Origin of the sequence: Alkalilimnicola ehrlichii MLHE-1 (genome assembly GCF_000014785.1) — a bacterium.
Taxonomy (GTDB): Bacteria; Pseudomonadota; Gammaproteobacteria; order Nitrococcales; family Halorhodospiraceae; genus Alkalilimnicola; species Alkalilimnicola ehrlichii.
This window is the reverse complement of the sequence record NC_008340.1, coordinates 2,270,095-2,296,240: the sequence shown is the minus strand read 5'-3', so window position 1 is coordinate 2,296,240 and position 26,146 is coordinate 2,270,095. Positions and strand designations below refer to the sequence as shown.

General features: G+C 64.1%; 21 protein-coding genes. 18 read left to right on the top strand and 3 right to left on the bottom strand.

Going from position 1 to position 26,146, the window contains the following annotated elements; translation table 11 throughout:
- Positions 1-3 precede the first annotated feature (3 nt).
- From MLG_RS10280 to htpG, 17 genes are all read left to right on the top strand, one after another.
- A complete protein-coding gene (locus tag MLG_RS10280; protein ID WP_011629759.1) occupies positions 4-840 on the top strand; it encodes a hydrogenase expression/formation protein in 837 nt (278 codons plus the stop codon).
- Positions 837-1,061 carry a rubredoxin gene (locus MLG_RS10275; RefSeq protein ID WP_011629758.1) on the top strand — a complete coding sequence of 75 codons (225 nt, stop codon included), beginning with the start codon at positions 837-839 and terminating at the stop codon, positions 1,059-1,061. Before MLG_RS10280 ends, MLG_RS10275 begins: the two co-directional genes overlap by 4 nt.
- A gap of 11 nt (positions 1,062-1,072) precedes the next feature.
- Positions 1,073-1,534 carry a [NiFe]-hydrogenase assembly chaperone HybE gene (gene hybE / locus MLG_RS10270; protein ID WP_011629757.1) on the top strand — a complete coding sequence of 154 codons (462 nt, stop codon included), beginning with the start codon at positions 1,073-1,075 and terminating at the stop codon, positions 1,532-1,534.
- Positions 1,534-2,673, top strand: coding sequence for a nickel-dependent hydrogenase large subunit (locus tag MLG_RS10265; RefSeq protein WP_011629756.1), 1,140 nt, complete (start codon positions 1,534-1,536; stop codon positions 2,671-2,673). Before hybE ends, MLG_RS10265 begins: the two co-directional genes overlap by 1 nt.
- Positions 2,673-3,014, top strand: coding sequence for a hydrogenase maturation nickel metallochaperone HypA (hypA, locus tag MLG_RS10260; protein ID WP_011629755.1), 342 nt, complete (start codon positions 2,673-2,675; stop codon positions 3,012-3,014). The genes MLG_RS10265 and hypA overlap by 1 nt, the downstream gene beginning before the upstream one ends.
- Entirely contained in the window at positions 3,014-3,961 is a 948-nt protein-coding gene (gene hypB, locus MLG_RS10255; RefSeq protein WP_011629754.1) for a hydrogenase nickel incorporation protein HypB, read from the top strand. The genes hypA and hypB overlap by 1 nt, the downstream gene beginning before the upstream one ends.
- Position 3,962: 1 nt before the next feature.
- Complete coding sequence (gene hypF / locus MLG_RS10250; RefSeq protein WP_011629753.1) at positions 3,963-6,284, top strand: carbamoyltransferase HypF; 2,322 nt, start codon at positions 3,963-3,965, stop codon at positions 6,282-6,284.
- Between the two features lie 6 nt (positions 6,285-6,290).
- The gene (locus tag MLG_RS10245) at positions 6,291-6,518 is read left to right on the top strand and encodes a HypC/HybG/HupF family hydrogenase formation chaperone (protein WP_011629752.1); all 228 of its coding nucleotides are present in this window, start codon (positions 6,291-6,293) and stop codon (positions 6,516-6,518) included.
- The gene (hypD, locus tag MLG_RS10240) at positions 6,515-7,651 is read left to right on the top strand and encodes a hydrogenase formation protein HypD (RefSeq protein ID WP_011629751.1); all 1,137 of its coding nucleotides are present in this window, start codon (positions 6,515-6,517) and stop codon (positions 7,649-7,651) included. Before MLG_RS10245 ends, hypD begins: the two co-directional genes overlap by 4 nt.
- The gene (gene hypE / locus MLG_RS10235) at positions 7,648-8,700 is read left to right on the top strand and encodes a hydrogenase expression/formation protein HypE (RefSeq protein WP_011629750.1); all 1,053 of its coding nucleotides are present in this window, start codon (positions 7,648-7,650) and stop codon (positions 8,698-8,700) included. The genes hypD and hypE overlap by 4 nt, the downstream gene beginning before the upstream one ends.
- Before the next feature lie 21 nt (positions 8,701-8,721).
- On the top strand, positions 8,722-10,449 hold the full coding sequence (locus MLG_RS10230; protein WP_011629749.1) for a hydrogenase maturation protein: 1,728 nt from the start codon (positions 8,722-8,724) through the stop codon (positions 10,447-10,449).
- Entirely contained in the window at positions 10,446-11,900 is a 1,455-nt protein-coding gene (locus MLG_RS10225) for a sigma-54-dependent transcriptional regulator (protein WP_011629748.1), read from the top strand. Before MLG_RS10230 ends, MLG_RS10225 begins: the two co-directional genes overlap by 4 nt.
- On the top strand, positions 11,897-12,916 hold the full coding sequence (locus MLG_RS10220) for an NADH-quinone oxidoreductase subunit B family protein (protein ID WP_011629747.1): 1,020 nt from the start codon (positions 11,897-11,899) through the stop codon (positions 12,914-12,916). The genes MLG_RS10225 and MLG_RS10220 overlap by 4 nt, the downstream gene beginning before the upstream one ends.
- Positions 12,913-14,361, top strand: a complete 1,449-nt coding sequence (locus MLG_RS10215) for a nickel-dependent hydrogenase large subunit (RefSeq protein WP_011629746.1) — start codon at positions 12,913-12,915, stop codon at positions 14,359-14,361. The genes MLG_RS10220 and MLG_RS10215 overlap by 4 nt, the downstream gene beginning before the upstream one ends.
- Positions 14,362-14,383: 22 nt before the next feature.
- Complete coding sequence (locus MLG_RS10210; protein ID WP_011629745.1) at positions 14,384-15,796, top strand: PAS domain-containing sensor histidine kinase; 1,413 nt, start codon at positions 14,384-14,386, stop codon at positions 15,794-15,796.
- Positions 15,789-16,208: a nickel-responsive transcriptional regulator NikR gene (nikR, locus tag MLG_RS10205; RefSeq protein ID WP_011629744.1), complete on the top strand. Its 420-nt coding sequence runs from the start codon at positions 15,789-15,791 to the stop codon at positions 16,206-16,208. The genes MLG_RS10210 and nikR overlap by 8 nt, the downstream gene beginning before the upstream one ends.
- 100 nt (positions 16,209-16,308) lie before the next feature.
- Entirely contained in the window at positions 16,309-18,267 is a 1,959-nt protein-coding gene (htpG, locus tag MLG_RS10200) for a molecular chaperone HtpG (RefSeq protein ID WP_011629743.1), read from the top strand.
- Positions 18,268-18,333: 66 nt separating this feature from the next.
- Here htpG and MLG_RS10195 read toward each other — a convergent pair whose 3' ends face one another.
- The 3 genes from MLG_RS10195 to MLG_RS10185 are packed head-to-tail and all read right to left on the bottom strand — an operon-like array spanning position 18,334 to position 23,549.
- The gene (locus MLG_RS10195; RefSeq protein ID WP_011629742.1) at positions 18,334-20,523 is read right to left on the bottom strand and encodes a 3'-5' exonuclease; all 2,190 of its coding nucleotides are present in this window, start codon (positions 20,521-20,523) and stop codon (positions 18,334-18,336) included.
- A 15-nt stretch (positions 20,524-20,538) separates the two neighbouring features.
- Positions 20,539-21,666, bottom strand: coding sequence for a DUF294 nucleotidyltransferase-like domain-containing protein (locus MLG_RS10190; RefSeq protein ID WP_011629741.1), 1,128 nt, complete (start codon positions 21,664-21,666; stop codon positions 20,539-20,541).
- Between the two features lie 14 nt (positions 21,667-21,680).
- Entirely contained in the window at positions 21,681-23,549 is a 1,869-nt protein-coding gene (locus MLG_RS10185) for a putative nucleotidyltransferase substrate binding domain-containing protein (RefSeq protein ID WP_011629740.1), read from the bottom strand.
- Positions 23,550-23,953: 404 nt separating this feature from the next.
- Here MLG_RS10185 and MLG_RS10180 point away from each other — a divergent pair, with 404 nt between their 5' ends.
- Positions 23,954-26,128, top strand: a complete 2,175-nt coding sequence (locus MLG_RS10180) for a sodium:solute symporter family protein (protein WP_011629739.1) — start codon at positions 23,954-23,956, stop codon at positions 26,126-26,128.
- The last annotated feature ends 18 nt before the right edge of the window (positions 26,129-26,146 follow it).

Below are 26,146 nucleotides of genomic sequence, written 5' to 3'. Positions count from 1 at the left end.
GTTATGTCGAACCAGGATGGGCATGTGGAACACCCCCTCTCCGGCCCCGCGGGCAGCGGCTTTGAGGAGCCAGGGCTGGATTATCTGCCGATGCCAAAAGGGATGGGCACATTCTCCCCGGCGGTGCTCCCCGATCCCGAGGTGCTGAGCGACCGGGAGGGGACCCTGCGTTGCCTGGAAAGCGTGATCGCCGGGGCCCGGCGCTGGCAGCCGGATGAGCGGAACATCCATCTCGATGTATCGACGCTCTCCGACGCGGAACGCAGACTACTGGATGAGGTACTTGGGGATGGCGAGGTCAGCGCACGCCTTCCGGGGCATGGTGTGGTCGCCCAGGAATCGGTGTTTGCCGGTGTCTGGCGGGTTGCGGATGCGGCGGCTGGGAGAGACCGCCTGGAGATCGGGCCGGTGCCGGATTGTTTGCTGAACGCCTTCGCGGAAGCCTCGCCGGCGCCGCGGTTACCGGAGCAGTGGCCGGAAGGTGTAATGAACGCGCCCGGCGTCCTGAGCGAGCTCACGGAACATCTTGATGTTCTATCGAACAACGGGCGCCATGTCATTAATCTCAGCCTACTGCCCTTGACGCCGGAAGACCATGAATGCCTGGACGAGGCGCTGGGTCGTAGTGAGACCGCGGTACTGTCGCGGGGATACGGGAACTGCAGGGTGACCGCCACGATGACTGCCGGAGTCTGGTGGGTGCAGTACTTCAATTCAGTGGACGTCCTCATCCTCAACACCCTTGAGGTCGTGGCTGTGCCGGACGTGGTTTGTGCAGCACCCGAGGATATTGCTGACAGCGCTGATCGAGTGGCTGAAGTATTGGAGGTGACGCGATGACCCCCACCTTCGAGGGCTCCTACTTGGGGGACGCCAGCCGTATCGCCCCAGAGACGCGCATGGAGTGCAAGATCTGCTGGTATGTCTACGATCCGGAGGAAGGCGACCCCGAGTCCCAGGTTGCCGCAGGCACGCCATTCGCCGACCTGCCATCTGACTGGGTCTGTCCCGTCTGTGAGGGGGCACGGGAACAGTTCATGGTGGTTCCGGACGACTTATGAAGGATCCGGCGATGAATCGCGACACGTGGCTGACGCAACAAGTCCGGCTACTGGAAGCGGCATTCCACCGTGTTCAGGCTGAACAAATGGCTGAGATAGCCCTGGCCAATCCGGCACTGACGGTCGAGGCTGTGGGATTCCATCGTTACCAGGGGCGACCGTTCGGGGCACTGCTCAGTCCTTGGTTCCTCAACCTGATCCTTATGCCCGGCGAAGGCGAGGACTGGGAACAACTGCCCGAACGGAGCGAGCAGCATTGGGCCCTGCCGGCGGGCGTTTACTTGTTTCATGTTTGCAGGGCGGCCGGCATCGGCACCTTTCAGGCCTGTTCCATTATGTCGCCCGTTGAGCGGGTGGAGGACCAGGACAGCTTTCGGATGGTAGCGGAGGCGGCCTTGCGCGCGGTATGTCGTCCGTCGGGTCATAGTCGCCGGGCCGTGCTGACGGGCCGTTTCGACGATGAGGGGCGCTGATGTCTTCGGGCGCGGAATTGGTGCTGCAGCTTCATCGGCGGCGCGGTCGGATCAACGAAGTCGTTCTGCAGGGACGGCGTCCACCTTGGGTGGGTGACCTACTGCGGGGTTCGGCCGCCGGCTATGTGCCGGGGCGCATGCGGCTGCTGTTCGGTGTGTGCGGCGAGGCGCAGGCAACCGCTGCGCGCGCGGCGCTGGCGGGTGCGGGCGTGCAGCGCGGTGGGGGGGCGGGTGTCCAAGAGCACCCCGGTGTTCTGCTGGAGTGGATCCGCGAGCACCTTTGGCGGCTGGGGCTGTGTCTGCCTCGACAGTTGCTGAAGGGCACGCCGGCAGGGCTTAGCGAAGCCAACAGGGCCTTGCGGGGGGTAATGTGCGCGGTGGGTGATGACATAAGGGGGCGCGACGCCGCCGTAAACCGGCTGGAGTCTGCCTTGTTCGAAATCGTGGGGACCTCGGTACTGGCCGACAGCGCCGACGTCGATAGCTGGCTGGATTGCTGCGATAGCGAAGTGGCGGCGGCGCTGCGCTGGGTGCGTGATGAGGTGCCGCAGGGCTTTGGTGTGGCTAGTTTGCCGTCGTTGGAGCCGGCTGGTTTACGCGCCGTGGGCGACTGCTTGCAAGGTTCACGCGACCTTGCGGTATGGCCCCTCGACCCGCGAGACGAGGCAGGCGAATCCGGCACGGCCCAGGCTGGGCTACGGGAGACTGGACCCTTCGCCCGCCAGCGGGCGAACCCGGCACTCCAGGGGGTGCTCGCCCGCCATGGCCCGGGAATCCTGCCCCGCCTCTTGGCCGCGGTGCTGGAACTATTGGTTCTGCCCGGCCGCCTGCGCAATGCCCTACGGGCAATAGGCGTTGAACCTGTTTCCGAGGAGGTGGGTCAGGTCACGGGCACCGGCTGTGGCATCGTGGATACGGCCCGCGGTCTTCTGCTGCATTGGGTGCGGTTGCACAGGGGCCAGGTCGCGGATTATGCCGTTGTCGCCCCCACCGAATGGAACTTTCATCCCCGGGGTGTCTTGGTGAGCGGGCTTCGTGAGCGACCAGGCGGAGGCCCGGCGGAGGGGGTCCGGCGGCTTGCGGAACTGGCAGTGCTGGCTCTGAACCCCTGTGTCGGCAGCCGGGTGGAGGTCCACTGATGCATGAGATGTCGCTTTGTGAGGGGATTCTGCAAATCCTGGAGGAAGAGGCGCGTCGTCAGATGTTCAGTCGGGTGCGGACGGTTCGCCTGGAGGTGGGGGAACTGGCCGGGGTGGAGCTCGACGCAATGTATTTCGGTTTTGACGTCGTTTGCCGCGATACGCTTGCGGACGGGGCGCGACTTGAGATTGTTCAACGACCAGGGCAGGCATTCTGTCTCGGATGCGGGGAAAGGGTCGCCGTCAGGCGCCGGTTTGATGCCTGCCCTGATTGTGGCAGCTATCAGTTGCAGGTGATTGGTGGCGATGAACTACGGATCAAGGATCTGGAGGTGGACTGATGTGTACGGTATGCGGTTGCGGGGCTGATGAGACCCGCGTGGACGGTGAAGTGACCCACCACCATGGTCACGACCCAGCCGATGAGCCGCGGGGACATCCTGTTGCTGCCGCGGCTGCCGGGCTTGCGGTGGATGCCCCGAGCGATGGCGCTGACGGTGCTCAAGCGCACCATGCGCACGCACCCGGGATGAGCCCAAGCCGCATGGTGCGCATCGAGCAGGACATCCTCGCCAAGAACAATCGCTATGCAGAGGCCAATCGTCAGCAATTCCGGGACCGGGGCCTTTTCGTACTGAATCTGGTGTCTAGTCCCGGCTCAGGCAAGACCACGCTGCTCACGGCCACGATCCGTGCGTTGCGGGAGCGGTTGCCGGTGGCGGTGATCGAGGGCGATCAGCAGACGGATCATGATGCGGCGCGGATCCGGGCCACCGGTGTGACTGCAGTCCAGGTGAACACCGGCAAGGGCTGCCATTTGGACGGTCACATGGTGGGGCATGCGCTGGAGCGTATCCCGGAGCTGCAGGATGGCGTCCTGATGATCGAGAATGTCGGTAACCTGGTCTGTCCTGCCGCGTTCGATCTCGGAGAGAACCATAAGGTTGCGGTCCTCTCCGTAACTGAGGGGGAGGATAAACCGCTTAAGTATCCTGATATGTTCGATGCGGCGGATCTGCTGCTGCTGAACAAGATTGACCTGCTACCCCACGTTGACTTTAACGTTGAGCGCTGTCTGAGCTATGCGCGACAGGTGAACCCCGACATCCAGATCATGCAAGTCTCGGCCCAAAGCGGTGAAGGGCTTGCGGAGTGGGTTGGTTGGGTTGAGCGTGGTGTGGCTCGCGCCAGCGCAGCTCGCGAGGAAACGGTGGCGACGCTGCGTAATCGGGTGGCGGCGATGGAAGCGGAGTTGCGCCGTCTTCGGGCTGCGGGTGCGGGTCGGTGAGATGAATGCGGTCAGCCGGCATTCGGTGCCCAAGCGTCTGGCAGTCCGCGTATGCGGCCGGGTCCAGGGTGTGGGCTTCCGGCCTTTCGTCAAGTGCCTTGCTGACAGCTGCAACGTTAGTGGTTGGGTCCGCAACGATGCGGGCGGCGTCAGCCTGGAGGTCCAGGGAGGCGGGTCGCAGCTTGCCCGGTTTATGGTGGCTCTGCGAGAGCAGGCACCGCCCCTGGCCCGCATCGAGGCGGTGGTAGAGAACCCCTGCCCTTTGCAGCCCCGGGAGCGTGGGTTTCGTATCCGGCCCAGCAGCGGCGGTGCGGTGGCAACCGAAATCACGCCGGATGCGGCGGTTTGTGATGCCTGTCTCGAAGAGCTGTTCGATCCGGCAGACCGGCGCTACCGTTACCCTTTTATCAACTGCACCCACTGCGGCCCACGGTACACACTCACCTCCGGACTGCCCTACGACCGGGTCCGGACCAGCATGGCCAAATTCCCCCAATGCCCCCGGTGTCTGGCGGAGTATGAGGACGCCGGCGATCGCCGGTACCATGCCCAGCCGAATGCCTGCCCGGAGTGCGGCCCCAGTCTGCAACTACTTGACGGTGACGGACATCCGCTGCCCGTGGGGGACGTACTTGCGGCCACGGTCGACCGGTTGACCAGCGGACAGATCCTCGCGATCAAAGGGTTGGGCGGCTTCCATCTCCTGTGCGATGCCGGAAACCCGGAAGCTGTTGCGCGTCTGCGGACCCGCAAACGGCGGTCCGAGAAGCCCTTCGCCGTCATGGTCCCCGGCATTGAGGCAGCCGAGAGGCTGGTACGACTGGCCCCAGGCGAGCGCCACCTGCTGGCGGGCGTCGACCGTCCAATCCTGCTGGCTGGGAAGCGTCCCACCGTGGATCGGCAACTGCCTGGCGTGGCGCCAGGGATGCCTTGGCTGGGCGTGATGTTGCCGTATACGCCTTTGCATTACCTGCTGTTTCACGAAGCCGCCGGACGCCCGATGGGATTGGCTTGGTTGTCCGGCACCGGGCAGCCGGTGTGGGTCTGTACCTCCGCCAACCCTGGCGGAGAGCCTCTGGTCACGGATAACCAGGACGCTGTGCGCCGTCTTTCTGGCCTGGCGGATGCGCTGCTGGTGCATGACCGGGACATTCTGGTGCGTTGCGACGACAGCGTGGTTCGTCAGGCAGAGGGACGGGCCGTGTACCTTCGCCGTGGCCGGGGGGTCACCCCATCGCCGATCCGATTGCCCCGTGGCGGGCCGCCGGTCCTCGCTACCGGCGGCCATCTGAAGAACACCGTTTGCCTGACACGCGGTGACCAGGCGTACATATCCCAGCACGTTGGGGATCTGGACAACGCCGCTACCTGTCGAGCCTTGGACGACACCGTAGCCCATCTGCAGAGGGTGTTGGCGGTCAGGCCCGACTGCGTCGCCTGTGACCGTCATCCTGATTTTTACAGCAGTGCCCTGGCTGCCCGCTTAGCGGCGGAGTGGGCGATCCCCTTGGTCAGGGTGCAGCACCATCATGCGCATCTGGCCGCAGTGCAGGCCGAGCATGGCCTGGAAGGCCCGATGTTGGGTGCAGCACTGGATGGCGTGGGGTTTGGGGATAACGGCGAGCCCTGGGGGGGCGAACTGCTCGCCCTTGATGGTAGGGGCGGCTTTCGCCGCCTTGGTTTCCTGCGCCCTCTGCCTTTGCCGGGGGGGGACCGGGCTGCCCGGGAACCCTGGCGCATGGCTGCGGCCGCGCTGCACGAGCTCGGTTGGGGCGAGCGGATTCCCGCATGGTTCCCGGAACATCCCCGTGCACAAGGGCTGGCCGGAATGCTGGCTACGGGCACCCGCTGCCCGCGGACCAGTAGCCTTGGACGCTTGTTCGATGCCGCGGCGGGCCTACTCAAGGTGAAGGCGGTCAGCCGGTTCGAGGGACAGGCCGCCATGCTGCTCGAAGGTCTTGCTGCCGAGCATGGGGCGGTTCCGGCATGGGAGGGGGGCTGGACGTTGGATCAGGAGGGGCTCGACTTTCGTCCCTTGCTTGCGGAGCTGACCCGGAGCTCGGAACGCGGGTTCGGAGCTGCTCTGTTCCACGCCACGCTGGCTGCCGGCCTGGCTGACTGGTTGTGTCGGGCGGCAGAGAAAGCAGGGCAGAAACGAGTGGCGATCGCGGGAGGGTGCTGTGCCAATCAGGTGATGATGCGCGATCTTTGCATGCGACTGGAACACGCTGGCCTGAGTGTATACCAGGCCCGACAGGCGCCGCCCAACGACGCCGGGTTGAGTCTTGGACAAGCCTGGGTGGCGTTACAAACCGTGAGGTAAATGGCTATGTGTCTGGCAATACCTGTGGAGGTGCTCGAGCTGAAGGAGGACGGGGCTGCCCTGGTCGATGCCGGCGGGGTGCGGAAAACGGTGGATGTCAGTCTGGTTGAGGGCGTGACCGAGGGTGAGTTCGTCATTCTGCACGTGGGGTTCGCCATCAGCCGCCTGGACCGCGCAGAGGCCGAGCGGACCCTGGCACTGTTCCGGGAGATGGGACTGGAGGGGGATGAATGAAGTATGTCAGTGAGTTCCGGGACGGGGGGCTGGCAGGGAGGCTGGCGCGCGCCATCACCGCTGAGGCCTGTTCCGGACGGGAGTACCGGATCATGGAGTTCTGTGGCGGCCATACCCACGCAATATCACGATACGGGCTGCGTGATCTATTGCCGGCATCGATTCGTTTCATTCACGGACCCGGCTGCCCGGTTTGTGTGCTGCCCATCGGCCGGATCGATAACGCTATCGATATTGCCCGGCGGCCTGACACCATCCTTTGCAGCTACGGTGACACCCTTCGGGTCCCGGCGTCAGGCGGGCAAAGCCTACTCAAGGCGAGGGCGGAGGGGGCGGACGTCCGCATGGTCTACTCCGCGCTGGATGCGCTGAGGATCGCACGCGCACACCCCGATCGCGAGGTGGTCTTCTTTGCCATCGGCTTTGAGACCACCACACCGCCGACGGCGGTCGCCGTAAAACAGGCCAGGGATGACAATCTTCAGAATTTCAGCGTCTTCTGCAATCACGTCCTGACGCCAGCGGCGATCCAGAACATCCTCGAAGCACCGGCGGTTCGCAATCTGGGCACGGTCCCCCTGGATGGCTTTATCGGTCCCTCCCATGTCTCCACGGTGATCGGTAGCCGTCCGTACGAGTATTTCGCAGCGGAGTACCAGAAGCCGGTAGTCATCGCCGGGTTCGAGCCGCTGGATGTATTGCACAGCGTGCTAATGCTGGTGCGCCAGCTCAATGAGGGACGGTTCGAGGTGGAGAATCAGTTTTCGCGCGCGGTGACGCGAAACGGTAACCGTAAGGCGCAGCAAGCGGTCGCCGACGTCTTTGAACTACGCGCCCGATTCGAGTGGCGGGGTTTGGGCGAAGTGCCTTACAGCGCTCTCCGCATCCGTCCCGACTACGCGGATCTGGATGCGGAGCATCGCTTCGGACTGAGCTACCGCTCGGTCCCTGATGCCAAGGCGTGTGAGTGCGGTGCCATCCTGCGTGGGCTCAAGCACCCGCTTGACTGCAAGGTGTTCGGGAACGCATGTACACCTGAGACCCCGCTCGGGTCCTGCATGGTCTCTGCCGAAGGGGCGTGCTCAGCCTATTTCACTTACGGGCGGTTCCAACAGACGGAGAAGGCATCGTGACCAGTGGCGCAAAACCCGGCTATGTCCGGCCCCTGAATTTCCGGCGAGGCAGCGTGGAGCTGGCCCACGGCGGTGGTGGTCGTGCCATGGCGCAGCTCATTGATGAGCTTTTCATGGCGGCCTTCGACAATCCTGCGCTTCGCAAAGGAAATGATCAGGCTGTTGTTGAGCCGCCGCCCGGCCGTTTGGTGGTGGCCACCGACAGCCATGTCGTCTCGCCGCTCTTCTTTCCCGGGGGGAATATCGGGAGCCTGGCAGTTCATGGGACGATCAATGATGTGGCGATGTGCGGGGCCCGTCCGCTGGCCTTGACCGCTGGTTTCATTCTCGAGGAAGGGTATCCGCTTGCCGATCTGCGCCGGATCGTGGAATCCATGTCGGAGGCAGCGAGTGCGGCGGGGGTATCGGTGGTGACCGGCGATACCAAGGTCGTCGAGCGGGGCAAGGGTGACGGGGTGTTTATCAACACGACGGGCATCGGCGTGGTGCCTCCGGGGCTGGAGCTGTCGGGGGATCGAGCCCGTCCTGGTGATCACGTACTGGTCAGCGGCCCCATCGGGGATCATGGTGTTGCCATTATGTCGCTGCGGGAAAGCTTAGGCTTCGAGGCCCCGATTACCTCCGATTCGGCCGCGCTGCATGAACTTGTGGCCGCCATGCTGGATGAGGTCCCGCAGGTGCGTTGCCTGCGGGATCCCACGCGCGGGGGAGTGGCGGCGACGCTGAACGAGTTGAGCCGCCAATCAGGCGTGGGAATAGTTATCCGGGAGGAGGCCCTGCCGATCCGCGAGGCGGTCGATGCCGCCTGTGAATTGCTCGGGCTCGATCCCTTGTACGTGGCGAATGAAGGCAAACTCTTGGCCATTTGTCCGCCGGATGCCAGCGAGCGCCTGCTAGCTGTGATGCGCGCTCATCCTTTGGGCTCTGATGCCGCCCTGATTGGGGAGGTGATAGAGGATAGTCATGGCTTCGTACAAATGGAAACAGCCTTCGGTGGAACAAGGAATGTGGATTGGATCGCGGGAGAGCAGCTTCCCCGCATCTGTTAACCGCAGCCGGGTGTGATCATTATGCGGATACTGTTACTGACCCACAGCTTCAACAGCCTGAGCCAGCGATTGTTTATTGAACTCCAGAAACTCGGGCATGAGGTGTCGGTGGAGTTCGATATCAATGACCAGGTTACGGCGGAGGCCGTGCGCCTTTTCCGGCCTGATCTGATCCTTGCCCCCTTCCTCAAGCGGGCCATCGCCGAATCCATCTGGCGGGAGCATCTCTGCTGGATTGTTCATCCCGGCCCTGCGGGTGACCGGGGGCCATCCTCGCTGGATTGGGCCATTCAGACCGGTGTCTCGACGTGGGGGGTCACCGTACTGCAAGCCGAGGCGGAGATGGACGCCGGGCCGGTTTGGGCCAGCGTGGAATTTCCCATGCGGGCCGCATGCAAAGGCCATCTCTACCGGCATGAGGTTGCCGACGCCTCAGTGACCGCGGTCCGGCAGGCACTCGAACGCCTGGAGAGCGACCGGTACACGCCACAGCGACTCGCCCTGGGGGAGGACGGCCGGCCAGGAGGATGGCGTCCCTTGATGAGGCAATCGGATCGCAGGATCGAATGGTCGCGGCACACCACCGCGGAGGTGCTGGCCCTGCTGCGGGCAGCGGACGGTCATCCTGGGGTACGTGACAGGCTGGCCGGGCTGCGGGTAAGGATGTACAACCCCTGGCCGGAGGGCGAGTTGCGCGGGGAGCCGGGCGCAATATTGGCCATTCGGGACGGTGCCGTGTGCCTCGGCACGGTTGATGGGGCGGTTTGGGTAACCCATTTGTGCCGTGACGACGCTTCCGGCAATGGTGGCCTCAAGCTCCCGGCCGCCCAGGTATTGGGTGATCGTATTGCGGATGTGCAGGAGGCGCCCCTGGACGCCTTTGAAAACCCGGACTATCCAACCTGGCAGGAGATCCGCTACCGGGAACGCAATGGCGTCGGTTACCTGTACTTCGATTGCCATAATGGGGCACTGAGCGTCGATCAGTGCCGTCGCCTTACAGCAATATGTCGCCGGGTCAAGGCAAGCCCGCCCCGGGTACTGGTGCTGATGGGCGGGGCCGATTTCTGGTCTAACGGCATCCATCTGCACCGTATCGAGGCGGATGATCATCCAGCTGAGGCCTCGTGGGGCAATATCAATGCCATGAACGATCTGACCCGTGAGATCGTTGAGCTGGTTGAGTGCCCGGTGGTGGCGGCTTTGCGTGGCAACGCGGCGGCCGGAGGTGTCTTCTTCGCCTTGGCGGCTGATTATGTCTGGGCCGTCGATGGTGTGGTATTGAACCCCCATTACAAGAATATGGGTAACCTTTATGGGTCGGAGTATTGGACATACCTGTTACCACGCCGGGTCCGGCATGGTGACCGGGCAGTGCTGCTGGAGCAGCGACTTCCGATGGGGGTATGGGAAGCGCACCAGGTGGGGGTTGTGGACGAGGTGCTGAGTAGGGATGGCGCGGAGGCTGATATCCAGGCCCGCGCTGAAGCCTTGGCCTCGGACCCCAATTGGTCTGGTATTGTGCGGTCCAAGAGGGTGCAACGTGCCCGCGACGAGGCACGGAAACCGCTGGCCCGCTACCGGGAGGAGGAGATGACCGAGATGCAACTGAATTTTTTCGGCTTTGATCCAAGTTATCACGTGGCGCGTTTCAATTTCGTACACCGCCGTCCCTTGTCACGAACGCCGATACATCTGGCGCGCCACCGGGACCAAAGGCTCAATGCGCTCACTGCGGATGCATCATGACGGGAGGGCCGCCCACCATTCTGGTGGTCGATGACGAACCCCGTGCGTTGCAGACCCTTCGACGGGTGTTGGACGAAGACTTTCGGGTGCTGACCGCGAACGACGCCGAAGAGGCCATCGCCGTACTCGAGACCGAATTCGTCCAGGTGGTGCTTTCCGACCAGCGCATGCCGGGGACCACCGGGGTGGAGCTGTTACGCAGGGTGCGTACGCGCTGGCCCGACGTGGTGCGTCTGATCATCTCCGGTTACACCGATCCCGCGGATATGATGTCGGCCATTAACGATGCGGGCATCTACCAGTTCGTGCATAAGCCCTGGCAGCCCGAAGGGCTGCTGCTTACGGTGAAGCGTGCTGCGGAGCTGCATCGACTTCAGCAGCAGAACGAACTGCTCAACCTCGAACTGCGCTCCGCTGAGCCGGTGCTGCGTGAGCGCGTCCGGACCAAGCGGGAATGGGCGCGGGAGTCCGTCCTGCACCGGGACCTCATCACCCGGGCTGAGGACAGTCCTATGAATGAGGTTTGTCGGCTCGCCTATAAGGTGGCCGCCTATAACATCCCGGTGATGCTGACGGGTGCGTCCGGAACGGGTAAGGAGCTGCTGGCGCGCGCAATCCATTATCGAAGCAGTCGGCACGATCAGCCGTTCGTGGTGGAGAACTGTGCCGCCTTGCCGGAGCAACTGCTTGAGAGTGAGCTGTTCGGGCATAAGCGTGGAGCCTTCACCGGAGCACACGAAGATCGTCAGGGCCTCTTTCAAAGGGCGGACGGCGGGACTATCTTCCTGGATGAGATCGGCGAGACCTCACCTGGTTTTCAGGTCAAGTTGTTGCGCGTCCTCCAAGAGGGTGAGATCAGACCCGTCGGTAGTTCCCAGACGGTGCGGATCGATGTCCGGGTAATCTCTGCGACCAACCGCGATCTTCAGGAGGAAGTTCGTCAGGGGAACTTTCGTGAGGACCTGTTTTATCGGTTGAGCGCTTTTCAGTTGCATATCCCCCCTTTGCGTGAGCGACCGATGGACATTCCGTTGCTGGCGGACTATCTGCTCGGGGAGGTTAGCCGGGTACTGGACAAGCCGGTGCTTGGGTTCGACCAAGAGACACTAGCTTGTCTGCGCCGTTACCACTGGCCGGGCAACGTCCGGCAACTGCAGAATGAGATTTTGCGCATGGTGGCATTAACTGAGGACGGTCGGCTGAGTGCCGATTTGCTGTCGGCCGCCGTGGTGCGGGGCGGGACCGAGGATGACCAAGCCGAGTTGGATCATCTCTCCAGGCTTGATGGCAGTCTCAAGGATCGTATTGAGCAACTGGAAGCGGCGATCATCCGTGAAGTCCTGACCCGCCTGCGATGGAATAAGTCCCGCGCGGCCGAGGAACTCGGGCTCTCCCGAGTCGGTCTGCGTGGCAAGCTGCAACGTTACGGCATTGAGGACACATCATCATGATGCGGTTGAACGCCCGCCCGCTCAATGTGCTCTGGTTGCAGTCCGGAGGGTGTGGCGGATGCACAATGTCTCTGCTGTGTGCTGACACGCCGGATCTTTTTGGTGAGTTGGCCGGCATGGGTATCAATCTGCTCTGGCACCCCTCGCTCAGTGAGCCGTCCGGCCGGGACGTTCGGGAGATACTCGATGCCTGTCTGCGCGGTGAACTGACGCTGGACGTGCTTTGTCTGGAGGGCGCCGTGATGTGCGGCCCCGGTGGGACCGGCAGGTATCACCTGTTTGCCGGAACCGGCCGACCTATGAGGGATTGGGTGAGGGATTTGGCCGAAGTGGCGGACTACACCGTTGCGGTGGGAAGTTGCTCGGCCTATGGGGGAATCTCAGCTGCAGGACATGCCCCGGGTGAAATGCCTGGCTTGCAGTATGAATCGGATCTGGTCGGTGGCCTCTTGGGCGCCGATTTCCGATCCAAGGCCGGCCTTCCGGTGATTAACCTGGCGGGCTGCCCGACCCATCCGGAGTGGGTCACGGAAACCCTAATGGCGGTGGCAATGGGGCTTCTGGATGAGGATGCTCTGGATGAATGGCGGCGGCCCCGCTTTTATGCCGACCACTTGGTTCACCACGGTTGTGCACGTAACGAGTACTACGAATTCAAGGCGAGCGCGGAAAAGCCCTCTGACCTTGGCTGCATGATGGAGCACCTGGGCTGCAAGGGGACCCAGGCCCACGCCGATTGCAATATCCGGCCCTGGAATGGGCAGGGCTCCTGCCTTCGTGGCGGTTACGCGTGCATTAGTTGCACGGAGCCGGGGTTTCAGGACCCCGGTCACGGCTTCCTGAGCACCCCCAAGGTGGGAGGCATCCCCGTGGGCTTGCCGACCGATATGCCTAAGGCTTGGTTTGTGGCGTTGGCGGCACTGTCCAAGTCGGCCACTCCGGAGCGGCTCCGGCGCAATGCCGTCGCCGACCATCAGGTCGTACGGCCCAAGAACCGAAAGACGGGGTTGAAATGAGTCGTGTGGTGGTCGGCCCGTTTAATCGCGTGGAAGGGGACCTGGAGGTCACTCTGGACGTTCGCGATGGGTATGTGCATCAGGCATGGGTTAACTCGCCTCTATACCGCGGGTTCGAGCGGGTGCTGCTGGGACGGGAGCCGCTGGATGCCCTGGTCTTTGCACCGCGCATCTGTGGAATCTGTTCCGTATCGCAGTCTGTCGCCGCTGCCAGCGCACTGGCAGACCTGGCTGGAGCGCAGATGCCTCGGAACGGGGCGTTGATACGAAACCTGATACATGCGGCCGAGAATCTGGCGGACCACTTCACTCATTTTTATCTCTTTTTCATGCCCGATTTTGCCCGGGAAGACTACGCGGATCGCACCTGGCACTCGGCGGTACAGACCCGGTTTCGGGCGGTGCGTGGCCAGGCCCCGGCCCAGGCCCTGCCAGCCCGGGCGCGCTTCCTGACCCTGATGGGGCTATTGGCCGGTAAGTGGCCGCACACCCTGGCCATTCACCCAGGTGGCGCCTCCCGGGCAGTGGAGCCGGCCGAGAGGCTTCGACTGCTCGCGATAGTGCGGGAGTTTCGCACCTGGCTGGAGCGTCACCTGTTTGGTGACCGGCTGGAGTGTGTACTCGCCTTGGAGAGTCCGGCGGCACTTGAGGCCTGGCGGGCACGGCCTGGCCCCGCCCAGGGTGATTTCGCCGGGTTTCTTCGCCTGGCGGATGATCTGGATCTGGTATCGCTGGGGCGGAGTCCGGGTGGCTTTCTAAGTTATGGGAGCTACCCCATTGGCGATGAAACCGCTTTCGCACCTGGCCAGTGGGTGGACGGGCAGGTGCAGCCTTTGAATACTGAAGCCATTGACGAAGACCTGACGAGCGCCTGGCTGTCCGGGCCGGGGAAACCGGCACATCCTCTTCACGGCGTGACAGAACCTGTGGTGCAGAAGGCCGACGCCTATAGTTGGTGCAAGGCACCGCGGATGGGCGGGGCCGTGGTGGAGACGGGGGCACTCGCCCGTCAGTTGGTGGATGGGCAACCGCTGATTCGCGCACTGGTGGCGGAAAGCGGTGGTAACGTGCGTAACCGAGTGATTGCCCGCCTGATTGAACTGGCGCGAGTTCCGCCATTGATGGAGCATTGGGTGAGATCACTGCAACCGGGCGAGCCCTGCTATGCCGATTACACCCTGCCCGGCGAGGGCGTCGGGGTCGGTTTGACCGAGGCGGCCCGCGGTAGCCTGGGCCACTGGCTCACGGTTAGAAACGGCATGATCAGCAATTATCAGATCATTGCGCCGACGACGTGGAACTTTTCGCCTCGGGATCACGCCGGTGTGCCCGGGCCGCTGGAGCAGGCGCTGGTAGGGACACCTGCTGCGGATGCGGGGGAGTCGGTAGCGGTCCAGCATGTGGTGCGGTCGTTTGATCCCTGTATGGTGTGTACCGTGCACTGACTAGCGGAGGCCCGAACGGGCGATGGGTGAACGTTCAAGACATCGACGTGGGGCGGAGACCCTGCTCAATCAGGCCATGTCGCCCGGGGCAGGGCAGACCGATTCCGAGGGCAGCTTCGACGAGCAAACCTGGCTGGAAGTCATCCATCGGATGGATGAGGTCTACAGCGAACTGCTGGAGAACGAGACGGAGCTCGAGCGCAAGAATGCAGAACTGGAGCGCTCCCAGCAGTTTCTCTTTAGTGTGCTCTCCGCCATGTCGGATGTCCTGGTGGTGTGCGATCACCAGGGGCGGGTCCAGCGGGTGAACCCGGCTATGGAACAGCTGGTAGGAGAGGGTAGCGATGTACTGGTGGGGCGGCCGCTGCGGGATCTCCTTGCCGATCAGGCATCCCGTGATCGCCTGTTGACCAGGGGCGTTTTTGAGCATGCCGAGGCTGTGGCGGTTAATGATTGCGAGGTCAACTTCGTTGATCACCGGGGCGGCCATAACCCGGTGGCGGTGAACTGTGCGCCTCTGCGTGACCGGATCGGACGGATTCAGGGATTGGTTTTGATCGGGCGGCCGGTCGGCGAACTGCGACAGGCTTACCATGACTTAAGTGAGGCCCATGAGAGCTTGAAGCGGACCCAACAGCAACTCATTCAAAGCGAAAAGCTGGCATCGATCGGTCAGCTGGTTGCCGGTGTGGCCCATGAGCTGAACAATCCCATTAGCTTTGTCGTGGGTAATGCCTTCGCCCTGAAGCGTTATCTCGGGCGTCTTGAGGAGTATCTGGGCGCCATCCACCGGGGAGTGAGCGCGGAAGAGCAGCAACGCCTGAGGAGTAAACTCCGCATCGACTACGTCCTGGAGGATATTGCGCCGCTACTCGAGGGGACAGTCGAAGGGGCTGAGCGCACGCACGATATCGTGGATGCCTTGAAACGTTTTGCAGCAGTAGACCGGGATGCGGATCAGGTGTTTGATCTGCGGGAGGTGGTGGAGCGATCAGTGCATTGGGTGGAGAAGGCGGTATCCCACCCCGTTTCCGTTGTCCATGCCTTGCAGCAGCCGTACTGGGTCCGTGGCTCACAGGGGCAGATGCAGCAGGTGGTCGTTAACCTCGTGAGCAACGCGGTTGATGCCTTGCAGGGGTGCCCGGATCCAGTGTTGCGAATCTCCGGTCATGTGGTGGATGGAATGGTAGAGCTCTGGTTCCACGATAACGGGCCAGGGATTGATGAGGAGGCATTGGGGCGGATATTTGATCCCTTTTTTTCCACCAAACCCGTGGGGAAGGGAACCGGACTGGGGCTCTCGGTCAGCTTTGGGATAGTGGAGCGTCATGGGGGCCAGCTAAGCGGCGACAACCATGTCCAAGGCGGGGCGTTGTTCCGCCTGCGGCTGCCGTTGGAGACAGATGAGAGCAGCGTGGGGTGTCCGGATGAGTGAGCGGGTGACGGTCTCATTGGAAAGCGGATTGGCGGCCGAGTTCGATAACTTTCTGGAGAGGCGGGGGTATAACAACCGGTCCGAGGCTGTTCGCGACCTGATCCGTGGTGCGCTAGGCTCCGAGGCACTCGATGAGCGTCCGGATACGCCGTGCGTTGGGGTGCTGACCTATCTTTATGACCACAAAGAGCGTGAACTGGCCAAGCGGTTAACCGAGGCCCATCATGCACATTTCGATCTGACGGTGACGACGTTGCATATGCACGTGGATCACGACCTCTGTGTGGAGGCGGTCATGCTCAAGGGAGAGGCTGCTCAGATTGAAGGGTTTGCCGAGTCAGTCATGGCCAGGCCCGGTATACAGCATGGCCGTTTGCACCGTATCCCGATGATCGCTCGCAAGACGCCTTGAAAAACGCTTCGGTCGCCCCCATCCCGAGTTGCATCCGACGATGCCTGCCCACGTATGAGCAGACATTATTGCCACCAAGACTTGGGAAAAGAGGGAGCCCATGGCGACAGACGCACACAAGGAAACCCTGGAGTTCCAGGCCGAGGTGCAGCAGCTCCTGCACCTGATGATCCACTCGCTCTACTCCAACAAGGACATCTTCCTCCGCGAGCTGATCTCCAACGCCTCGGACGCCATCGACAAGCTCCGCTTCCAGTCCCTGCAGGATGAATCCCTGCTCGAGGGCGAGGGCGACCTGCGTATCCGCGTCTCCGTGGACAAGGACGCCCGCACCATCACCGTGGCCGACAACGGCATCGGCATGACCCGCGACGAGGTGGCGGAGAACCTGGGTACCATTGCCCGCTCCGGCACCAAGGCCTTCCTGGATCAGCTCACCGGCGACCAGCAAAAGGACGCCAAGCTGATCGGCCAGTTCGGCGTGGGCTTCTACTCGGCCTTCGTGGTGGCCGAGCACGTCACCGTGCATACCCGCAAGGCCGGCCTGGGCGCCGAGCACGGGGTGCGCTGGTCCTCCGACGGCAAGGGCGCCTACACCCTGGAGAACGAGGAAGTGGCGGAGCGCGGCACCCGGGTGGTGCTGACCCTGCCCGAATCCCAGAGCGAATACCTGGACGACTGGCGGCTGAAGGGCATCATCCGCCGCTACTCTGACCACATCGACGTGCCCATCCAGATGCCGGCCCAGGCCGAGGACAAGGACGAGCCGGAAGATGAGGCCGAAAAGGCGGAAGCCGCCGAGACCTGGGAGACGGTGAACAACACCAACGCCCTGTGGATGCGCCCCAAGTCGGAGATCAGCGACGACGACTACAAGGCCTTCTACAAGCACGTGGCCCACGACTTCGACGACCCCATGGTCTGGCTGCACAACCACGTGGAGGGGCGCCAGTCCTACACCTCGCTGCTCTACATTCCGAAGAACCCGCCCTTCGACCTCTACGAGCGGGAGCCGGCCCACGGCATCAAGCTCTACGTGCGCCGGGTCTTCATCATGGAGGACACCGAGAAGCTGATGCCGCGCTACCTGCGCTTCGTGCGTGGCCTGGTGGACTCCGACGACCTGCCGCTCAACGTCTCCCGCGAGCTGCTCCAGCACAACCCGCTCCTGGACAAGATCCGCAGCGCCTCGGTCAAGCGCATTCTCGACCGCCTGGAGAAGATGGCCAAGAACGAGCCGGAGCAGTACGCCGAGTTCTACGGCAACTTCGGCAAGGTGCTGAAGGAGGGCGTGGCCGAGGACTTCGCCAACCGCGAGCGCATCGCCAAGCTGCTGCGCTTCTCCACCACCCAAGACGAGAATGAGACGCCGGATGTCAGCCTGGACGACTACATCGCCCGTATGAAAGAGGGCCAGGAGGCCATCTACTACGTCACCGCCGAGAGCTTCAACGCCGCCCGCAACAGTCCCCACCTGGAGGTGTTCCGCAAGAAGGGGGTCGAAGTGCTGCTGCTGCCCGACCCGGTGGACGAGTGGGTCATCACCCACCTGAATGAATACGACGGCAAGCCGCTGAAGTCGGTGGCCAAGGGCGGCCTGGACCTGGGCGAGCTGGAGGACCAGGCGGAGAAGAAGGCCGCGGAAGAGGCCACCGAAAGCCACAAGGACCTGCTGGAGAAGCTCAAGGGCGCGCTGGAGGACAAGGTGAGCGAGGTGCGGGTCTCCACCCGCCTGACCGACTCCCCGGCCTGCCTGGTGGTGGGCGAGTACGACTTCGGCATGGGCATGCAGCGGTTGCTCAAGGCCGCCGGCCACGCTATGCCCCAGGGCAAGCCGGCGCTGGAGATCAACATCGACCACCCCATCGTTCAGCGCATGGACACGGGGCTGGACGATGCCCGCTTCAGCGATTGGGCGGCGGTGCTCTACGACCAGGCCCTGCTCACCGAGGGCGGGCAGCTGGAGGACCCGGCCGCCTTCGTCAAGCGGGTCAACGCCCTGCTCACCGAGCAGGCCCGGGCCGGCGAAGCAAAGAGCAACGCCGCCCGCGGGGACTGATCCGTCAGCAACACCGGGGTGCGGGGCGCATGGGTCGCCCCGCACCGGCTTGCCCCCCGCCTCCTTTCAGAACTGCGCCTGTTGCCGGCGTACCTCCACCATCCGCTCTGATGCCGCCACCGCGTCCCTTAGCGTGTGGACCCCCCGTTCGCGCAGTAGCGGTAACAGGCAGGCGAAGACCCGTGCCGTGACCAGGGCATCGCCCCAGGCGGTGTGCTGCGCGGTCACCTCCACCCCAAGCCGAGCGGCGATGGCCTCGAGGGTGTGGTCCGCGGTGTGGTCGTGGAGAAAGACCGAGAGCAGCAGCGTGTCCAGAACCGGGTTGTCGAAGCGCACGCCGCAGCGCCGCTCCTTCAGTCGGATGAACTTCATGTCGAAGGCGGCGTTGTGGGCGACCAGCACTGAGTCGCCGACGAAGGTGTGGAATCGCGGCAGTACCGTTTCGATGCGGGGCTTATCCGCGACCGTCGTATCGTGAATGCCGTGGAACAGGATCGAGCTGCGGGGGATGGTCCGGCCGGGGTTGACCAGTTGCTCGAAGCGCTCGCCGTCCAGGAGGCGGCCATTGACCATTCGCACCCCGGCGATGGAGACGATCTCGTCACCCTCCGCTGGAGACAGGCCGGTGGTCTCGGTGTCGAACACCACGTAGTTCAACGCGTCCAGGGGCCGGTCGAGGAGAGCGCCCTGGTCCGCGGCCTGGTCGATGAGAGAGAAGTCATAGAATTCCGGGCGCGGGGGGAGGCTCTCCCCGGGCGGGTTCCATTGCCGGCTGGAGGCAGGCAACGGGATGCGCAGGCACGCCCACCCCGGCGTTCGCCGGTCCCGTTGACTCCAGGCCAGGCTGTTGTGCCGCTCGAGCACGGCGCGGGCGTTCAATTCCCCTATGGCCTCCGGCAACGGGGTCTCAAGCCACTGCTCTAGGGTGGGGCCCGGCACCGGCTCGCCCGCCCAGGAGATGTCCAGGTACACCCGGCGGTTGCCCATCAGCGCCTCGATGCGCACGGCCAGGACGCCGTGGTCCCGTCCCAGACGGTGCAACAGATGGGTGAGCACGAGTCCGATGGCGTGGCTCTCCGCATGGAGCCATAGGGGCAGGCCAGCCAGCGCCACGCGGGGCAGGGTGTCGCGGTGGCGCAGCAACACGCTGTCCACCAAATCGTCGCTGCTGATATCGGCCATGGTCCAGGGGGCGGAGACGTTCTCCTGAGTGGCCTCCGCGATTTGTTCGAAGCGCTGGACCAGCACGTGGCTCTCTTTGGCCAGGATGTCGATGAACCGGCGTCGGCGGGCATCGTCGATCTGCGGGTACTCGTTGAGCAGCTCCGCCGCCACCGACACCGCGGCCAGGGGCGAGCGCAGGGCCTCCACGGCGCTGCGCAGGGCTTGGTCACGGCGGGCCACGCCTTCGATCCGGCGGGTGATGTCCTCCAGGGTGATGACGAAGGCCGAGCGCAGCGGGCCGTGGGTCGGCAGCAGACTCATCTGGCAGCGGAGCAGGGCGCCGTCATCGACCGTGGTACAGACGAACTCCACCCCCTCGTCCATGACCGGGTCGTCCGAATCCTGGCGCAGTCGGTGTTGCAGCAGTTGTCGGGGGTGCTCAACGGCGGCTGGGTTCAACAGTTCATGGATGGAGCGGCCAAGCCCCAGGGCGTCGCTGTGGAGCAGCTCACCGGCGGCGGGGTTGTAGAGCAGGATCCGTCCGTCGGCATCACAGACCACGACCCCCTGCCGGATGGCGCGCAGCACCACCTCCAGCCGCGCCTTCTGCGCCTCGGCCTGTTCGGCGGCCGTGGCCGCGGCGGCCTCTACCTCCCGGCGCCGGACCTGCAACTGGCGGGCGAGGTTGCGCAGCGTCCCGGGCAACTCGCCGAGCAGGTGCACCGACGGCAGCTGAAGCCGGTGATCGGGGTTGGTGTAGGCCAGTATGGCCGCATCGCGGGCCAGCGCGGACAGGGAGCGCAGCACGGTGGCATCCAGCAACAGCCAGATGGCCGTGATCGCCGCCAGCAGGAGCAGCCCCGCAGCGCCGAAGGCGACCACCAGCGGTGTTGGGTCGGCGCCGGCGGGCAGCGCGGAGAGGGAGAGATAGGCGAGGCCGAGCAACAGCCCTGTCAGCAGAACAGCCAGCCCCATTGCCGGCGCCCAGAACAGCAGTCGGCGGCTGGTGTGGCCGGTAGGCGTGGCGTGCCGGCCGAGCAGACCCCGGCTGATCCGCTCCACCCAGTGTTCACTATGATCAGAGACAGACATGGTCTTCGTGCCTCCTCAGAAGATCTGTCCGGTGATGTCATTGCGCGCCTGGTCGCGCAAGCGGCGAATTCGCTTCAGGGCCTCTTTCAAGGCTTGCCGCTCCTCCGCCGGCAGGGCCGTCGGGTCGAGGAAATAGTCCGCTGTCTGCCCTTCGTGCAGTTGCCGGAGCTGGTGGCGCAGGACTTGGTCCGCCAGGGTGTCCATGGCTGTCTGCAGGGCTTGGTGGTCGGCCTCGGTGAGCGCCCCCCGACGGTGGAGGCCCCGTAAGCGCCCCCGGGTGCTGAGCGCCGGGACACGGTGGTAAAGGGCCAACTGCCGTGCGGCGGTGATGAAGGGGAGCAGGGCCGTGTGCTTGAGGTTGATGCAGCCCCGGTGGGGATCGGACCGGCCCATAGTGACAAAGCGGTTGAACCACCCCAGTCCGACACCGCGGTCGCCATGGGCCATGACCGTGGCCTTCAGGAACGCTGCTGTGGCCAATTGCCGGGTCAGCGCTGTGCGCAGGGCGCGGGCCAGCGCCGGGGCCCCAAACAGGGGGCGGCAGTCCAGCAGTACGTCGGCGAGGCAGAGGCTGACGGTATCGGCCCGCCGCGCCCAGGTGGTGATCTGCTGCGTCCACTGCCCCAGCGTTTTGCGCCAGAGCGGGTTGGTGCACATGACGTCGCCGGTATCACGGGGAAAGCCGGCGGCCTCCAGGCGCTCCACCAGGTGGCTGCTGTAGCAGCGGAACCAGGCATCGACCGCGTCATGATCCCGGTCGGGGTAGTCCGCCAGGACCATGCCATGGTCCTGGTCCGGCCCCAGGAAGTGCTCGTCACGGGCGCCTGAGCCCATCACCAGCAGACAGAAGCGCACCGGCGGCGGTCCGGCGCCACGCCGGAGCGCCACGGCCACCGCCTGTCGGGCGAGCCGGCGGATGACTGTATTGTTCAGGGTGGTAAGCCGGCGCTGTATGCGACCCGCGGGCAGGCCCCGGGCCCGGAGCTGTGCCACCAGCCGCTGCTGTGCCGCGGTGATCTGCGTTGGGTCCCCCGCCCCCCGCGGCCGGCGGGCCGCCTCCAGCCGAACCGCGATCAGCTGACGCTCGGGCTCCGGGGCGCACCGGTGGTCTCCGTTCCGGGGCGACTGGGTCACGTCAGGCATCAGTCAGCACCCCGCTAAAGGCCGAAGACGCCTTGCACCCGGTCCTGGAACCGGCGAATGGCGCGCAGGCTGGTGACCAACGCCTGGCGCTGCATCTCGTCCAGCGCGTCCGGGGCGATGTACTTGTCCGGGCGCCGGCCCTCGCCCCACTGCCGAAGCTGGTGGTCCAGTAGCAGGCCCAGCAGGGCCTCCTGGGCGGCCACCAACGAATCCACCTTGTCCGGCGTGAGCACGCCTTGGTGGCGCAGGGCCTGCAAGCGGGCCAGGGTGCCGGTCGCCCGCACCTGGTGGCCAAGGGCGTAAATGCGGCAGCCATTGGCCAGGATGCGCATGCCGTTGCGTTTGATATCGACCCGACCCCGGGCCTCTTCGCGCTCGGAGGTGACCAACCGGTTGAACAGCCCGAGCGCCGGTGTGCCCTCGGCATCGTCGGCGGCCATGAACCGCAGCAGCTTTCGGTGCTGCGCAAAGGCCTCCAGAACCGCCCGCCAGAGCGCATCCACCAGGCCGGCATCGCCCTGCAGCAGTTCAAAGTCCAGGAAGATATTGGCCCAGCGGGCCCGGTCTCCGTTCGGGTGTCGTGTCGCCGTCATGACCCATTGCCGCCACTGACCTAGTTGACGGTGCCATACCGGCGTGCGGGCCATGATGTGACCCTGGCACCAGTCGTAGCCCAGGGCGTCCAGCCGGTGATTCAGGCGATCAGCAAAGGTGTCGAACCAACGCCGCTCGCGGTCGTCGAGGGGGCTCGGCTCCGTCTCGCCAGGCCGGTTATCGGCGATGATCAGGGCGTTGTCCTGATCCGGATTGAGCAGCGACTCCCGCCGGGCCAGCGATCCCATGACCAGCAGGGCATAGCGCCGGGGCGGGGGGCCGAGACCTTCCGATGCCAACTCCGTGAGGAGTATCTCGACGCAGCGTCGCTGGAGCTGCAGGTGGAATTCACTGAGCTGGGTTACCGCCCGGCTGGCCTCGCGGTTGGCCTCACGCGCCTGGCGGGCGACGCTGGGTAACTCGGCGGCGAGGGCCTGCAGGTCGGCCAGGGTGCCCGTACGCTCCACCCGGTCACGCAACAGGGTCTGGTGGGCGCGGATGGTCTCGATGAGGTTGCTCTGCGAGAGCATGCCCAGGGGGCGGTCGTTTTCCGCCACCACCAGGTACTTCAGCGCCTCCCGTGCCTGGATCTCCTCCGCCTGCCACAGGGCGGCATCCGGCGAAATGCGCCTGGCCGGCATGGCGGCGGTGGACAGCTGCGCATCCGGGCTCTGGCGTTCGATGAGCAGCCGGTGGGCGAGGGATTTGATGGTGGCCAGCCCGATCAGCCGGTCCTGCCCGTCCACCACCCCCAGGCTGCCGATGCCGCGGGCGGCCATGAGCTGGTACGCCTCAGTCAGGCTGGCGCCACCTGGCAGGCAGACCAGGGGCGCGGTCATGGCCCAGCGGACGGGCTGTGAAAGGGCGCCCACCGCCCCGGTGCGCCACTGGGCGGTCCCGGCGCGGATGCGGTCGGCAATGATGTGACTCAAGGCGTCGGCGAGGGCAGGGTGCTCCCGCTCCAGGCACCGTACAGCGCTGAACGGTACCTCGATGAGCTGGCAGGGCCCCGCGGCCCGGGCGGTCAGGGAGTAGGGCTCGTCGTCGAAGTAGCTGGAGAGACCGAGCAGCGCCACGGCCTCGTACAGGGTGCTACTCCCGTCGGTGCCGGTCAGGGTGACGCGACCGTCGTAGACAATGTACAGGATATTCTTATCCGGCTCCCCGATGCGGAAGATGACCTCGTCATCCTCTAGGCGGTGTTCGGTGCCGTGAGCCAGCAGGGCGCCCAAGGCTTCGTTGTCCACGGCACCGAAGGCCTCTGCCGAGGCCAGGCGTTCGATCTCCATGTGATGTCAGTCCTCTGGATCTGCTTAAGGATCGGGATCCATCGTGGTGTGCCGTCAAAGATAGCCGCTTTCGCGATGAATGTAGACTGACAAAAAAGTGCCTGTGGCCCAAGTGTTTAATCCCCTTTTTTTCTTTTTGTGTGGGCAAAAAATAAGGGGTCCTCGGGTATTTTTCCCCTTCGTTTAGAGGATCGTTAAAGTTTTTTTGGAGTGGTGCTAATAAAGTGGAGTGAAGTCGCAAAAAAGTAAAAAATCTACGCAAAAACAGGATGTTGGAAAACTCCATTCGCTAGACTAGAATCCGGAGCAGAGTGGGCTGGAACCGGTTTTCTCGTCATTTCGAGTTCGGGACAGTGCTGCTCTGCAGTATAAATAAGTTGAATATATGATGGAGGGGAGAAGTAATGGAACCCAAGGCCATATGGCTTTTGGTTTTCGTCGGCCTCTATTGGGGGTACTGTATCTTCTGGGGCATCAAGGGTGCCCTGGCGACGAAAACCGCCAGTGATTATTTCATTTCCGGGCGGTCGGTGCCCATGTGGGTGTTCATACTCGCAGCCACCGCCACATCCTGGTCGGGGTGGACCTTTGTCGGTCACCCCGGCCTGCTTTACATGACCGGGCTGCAGTACGGTTTCATTGGGCTGTACGCCATCGGCATCCCCATCTCCGGTATGTTGTTCCTCAAGCGGCAGTGGATGATCGGGCGCCGCTGGGGGTTCGTCACGCCGGGAGAGATGTACGGGACCTACTTCCGCAGCAATGCCATCATTTGGCTGGTGGTCATCGTCGCCACCATCTTCGCGATTCCCTATCTGGGTATCCAACTGCGGGCCTCCGGGTTCCTGTTCAACATCCTCACTGACGGTGCCCTGGGCACCAACGTGGGGATGTGGGCGCTCTCTGCCATCGTGTTGTTCTACGTCGCCTCCGGCGGTCTTCGGGCGGTGGCCTACGTGGACGCCATGCAGTGTGTCCTGCTGCTGTTCGGCATGACCGCGATCAGCTTCGTGGCCATCAACTACATGGGCTCCATCGGCGAGCTGTCACGGGCGATCGCCGCGGCGAGCCAGTGGGACCTGATCACCGGTGGGCAGGAGGCTGGTCGACCGGGGCTTACGCCGGCTGGGCACAGCGGCTACGTGGCGACACCCGGGGTGATCCAGTGGGTCAGCAACGTCGGGGATGCGACCGGTGGTGCCTGGACCTCGGTGATGGTGCTCAGCTACATGATGAGCATGGCCGGCATCATGGCCTCGCCCTCCTTCACCATGTGGGCCTTCTCCAACAAGGACCCGCGGCCGTTCGCCCCGCAGCAGACCTGGGCCTCGGCCCTGATCTCCGGTGCGGTGATCGTGGTGCTGCTGGCGGTGCAGGCCATGGCCGGTCACGGCCTGGGGGCCAACACGGACCTGGCCCGCGACGTCCACAACCCGGCCTATGAGGAGACCCTGGGGCAGTACCGGGATCTGTACGACAGCCGGGAGGATGTGGTGCTGCAGCGTGGCCTGATCGCGACCTTCAACCCGGAGTTGAGCCGCGGCGAGGTCAACCAGATGATCGATGACGGTCTGGTGGCCCTGCGTGCCGGGGAGGACCCGCGTGAAGTGGCCGGTTGGGTGGACCTGCGCCGCGAGGGTGGTGGTGACACCGGCCTGGTGCCGCAGCTGATGGGCCTGTTGGAGGGGGTGGCCCCCTGGTTTGTGGGTCTGCTGGCGGTTTGTGCGCTGGGTGCGTTCCAGTCCACGGGTGCGGCCTACATGTCCACGACATCCGGGATCTATACCCGCGATGTGCTCCGGCGGTTCATCAACCCCAATGTCAGTCACAACGTTCAGAAGCAAGTGGGTCGCATCGTCGTGGTCATCCTGGTGTTTGCGGCGTTGATGGTGGCGACCTTCACCACGGACGCCTTGGTGTTGCTGGGCGGTACCGCGGTGGCACTGGGCCTGCAGATGTGGGTGCCGCTGATCGCGGTCTGCTACTGGTCGTGGCTGACCCGGCAGGGCGTGGTGGCTGGCCTGATCGTCGGTATCCTGGCCGTGCTGTTCACCGATAACATGGGCCTGGCACTGGCCAGCACGCTGGGGCTGGATCTGCCCTGGGGCCGTTGGCCGCTCACCATCCACTCCGGTGGTTGGGGTATTGTGCTGAACATGGGTGTGGCCATTGCGGTGTCGGCGTTCACCCAGGATGCCCGCGAGATGGAACACAAGGAGACGTTCCACAAGTGGCTGCGGGAGCACGCCGGGGTGCCGCAGGATAAGCGCCGGCTCATCCCGGTGGCCTGGGGCATCGTTGCGGTGTACTACATCTTCGCCATCGGCCCGGGCAACATCATCGGGACCTACCTGTTCGGTAACCCGAGTGATCCGTCGACCTGGTGGGTGTTCGGCTTCCCGTCCATCTACGTCTACCAGATCCTGTGCTGGCTGTTCGGCGTGTTCATGATGTGGTTCCTTTGCTACAAGATGGAGATGAGCACCGTGCCGAAGAAGGAGATCGAGATCCTCTACGACGAGGATGCGGTCAGCAGCCCGGATGTGAGGCAACCAGAGCCTGCGCCGGCCAAGAGCTGAGCGGTGTTGGAAGCGACG

Bases quoted from the DNA above. Each gene is read 5' to 3' on its own strand.
- MLG_RS10215 (WP_011629746.1), top strand. From the start codon at position 12,913: ATGAGTCGTGTGGTGGTCGGCCCGTTTAATCGCGTGGAAGGGGACCTG.
- MLG_RS10265 (WP_011629756.1), top strand. From the start codon at position 1,534: ATGTCTTCGGGCGCGGAATTGGTGCTGCAGCTTCATCGGCGGCGCGGT.
- MLG_RS10230 (WP_011629749.1), top strand. From the start codon at position 8,722: ATGCGGATACTGTTACTGACCCACAGCTTCAACAGCCTGAGCCAGCGA.
- MLG_RS10275 (WP_011629758.1), top strand. From the start codon at position 837: ATGACCCCCACCTTCGAGGGCTCCTACTTGGGGGACGCCAGCCGTATC.
- MLG_RS10180 (WP_011629739.1), top strand. From the start codon at position 23,954: ATGGAACCCAAGGCCATATGGCTTTTGGTTTTCGTCGGCCTCTATTGG.
- MLG_RS10195 (WP_011629742.1), bottom strand. From the start codon at position 20,523: ATGTCTGTCTCTGATCATAGTGAACACTGGGTGGAGCGGATCAGCCGG.
- htpG (WP_011629743.1), top strand. From the start codon at position 16,309: ATGGCGACAGACGCACACAAGGAAACCCTGGAGTTCCAGGCCGAGGTG.
- MLG_RS10210 (WP_011629745.1), top strand. From the start codon at position 14,384: ATGGGTGAACGTTCAAGACATCGACGTGGGGCGGAGACCCTGCTCAAT.
- hypF (WP_011629753.1), top strand. From the start codon at position 3,963: ATGAATGCGGTCAGCCGGCATTCGGTGCCCAAGCGTCTGGCAGTCCGC.
- hypA (WP_011629755.1), top strand. From the start codon at position 2,673: ATGCATGAGATGTCGCTTTGTGAGGGGATTCTGCAAATCCTGGAGGAA.
- hybE (WP_011629757.1), top strand. From the start codon at position 1,073: ATGAATCGCGACACGTGGCTGACGCAACAAGTCCGGCTACTGGAAGCG.
- MLG_RS10190 (WP_011629741.1), bottom strand. From the start codon at position 21,666: ATGCCTGACGTGACCCAGTCGCCCCGGAACGGAGACCACCGGTGCGCC.
- hypB (WP_011629754.1), top strand. From the start codon at position 3,014: ATGTGTACGGTATGCGGTTGCGGGGCTGATGAGACCCGCGTGGACGGT.
- hypD (WP_011629751.1), top strand. From the start codon at position 6,515: ATGAAGTATGTCAGTGAGTTCCGGGACGGGGGGCTGGCAGGGAGGCTG.
- MLG_RS10220 (WP_011629747.1), top strand. From the start codon at position 11,897: ATGATGCGGTTGAACGCCCGCCCGCTCAATGTGCTCTGGTTGCAGTCC.
- MLG_RS10225 (WP_011629748.1), top strand. From the start codon at position 10,446: ATGACGGGAGGGCCGCCCACCATTCTGGTGGTCGATGACGAACCCCGT.
- MLG_RS10280 (WP_011629759.1), top strand. From the start codon at position 4: ATGTCGAACCAGGATGGGCATGTGGAACACCCCCTCTCCGGCCCCGCG.
- MLG_RS10185 (WP_011629740.1), bottom strand. From the start codon at position 23,549: ATGGAGATCGAACGCCTGGCCTCGGCAGAGGCCTTCGGTGCCGTGGAC.
- nikR (WP_011629744.1), top strand. From the start codon at position 15,789: ATGAGTGAGCGGGTGACGGTCTCATTGGAAAGCGGATTGGCGGCCGAG.
- MLG_RS10245 (WP_011629752.1), top strand. From the start codon at position 6,291: ATGTGTCTGGCAATACCTGTGGAGGTGCTCGAGCTGAAGGAGGACGGG.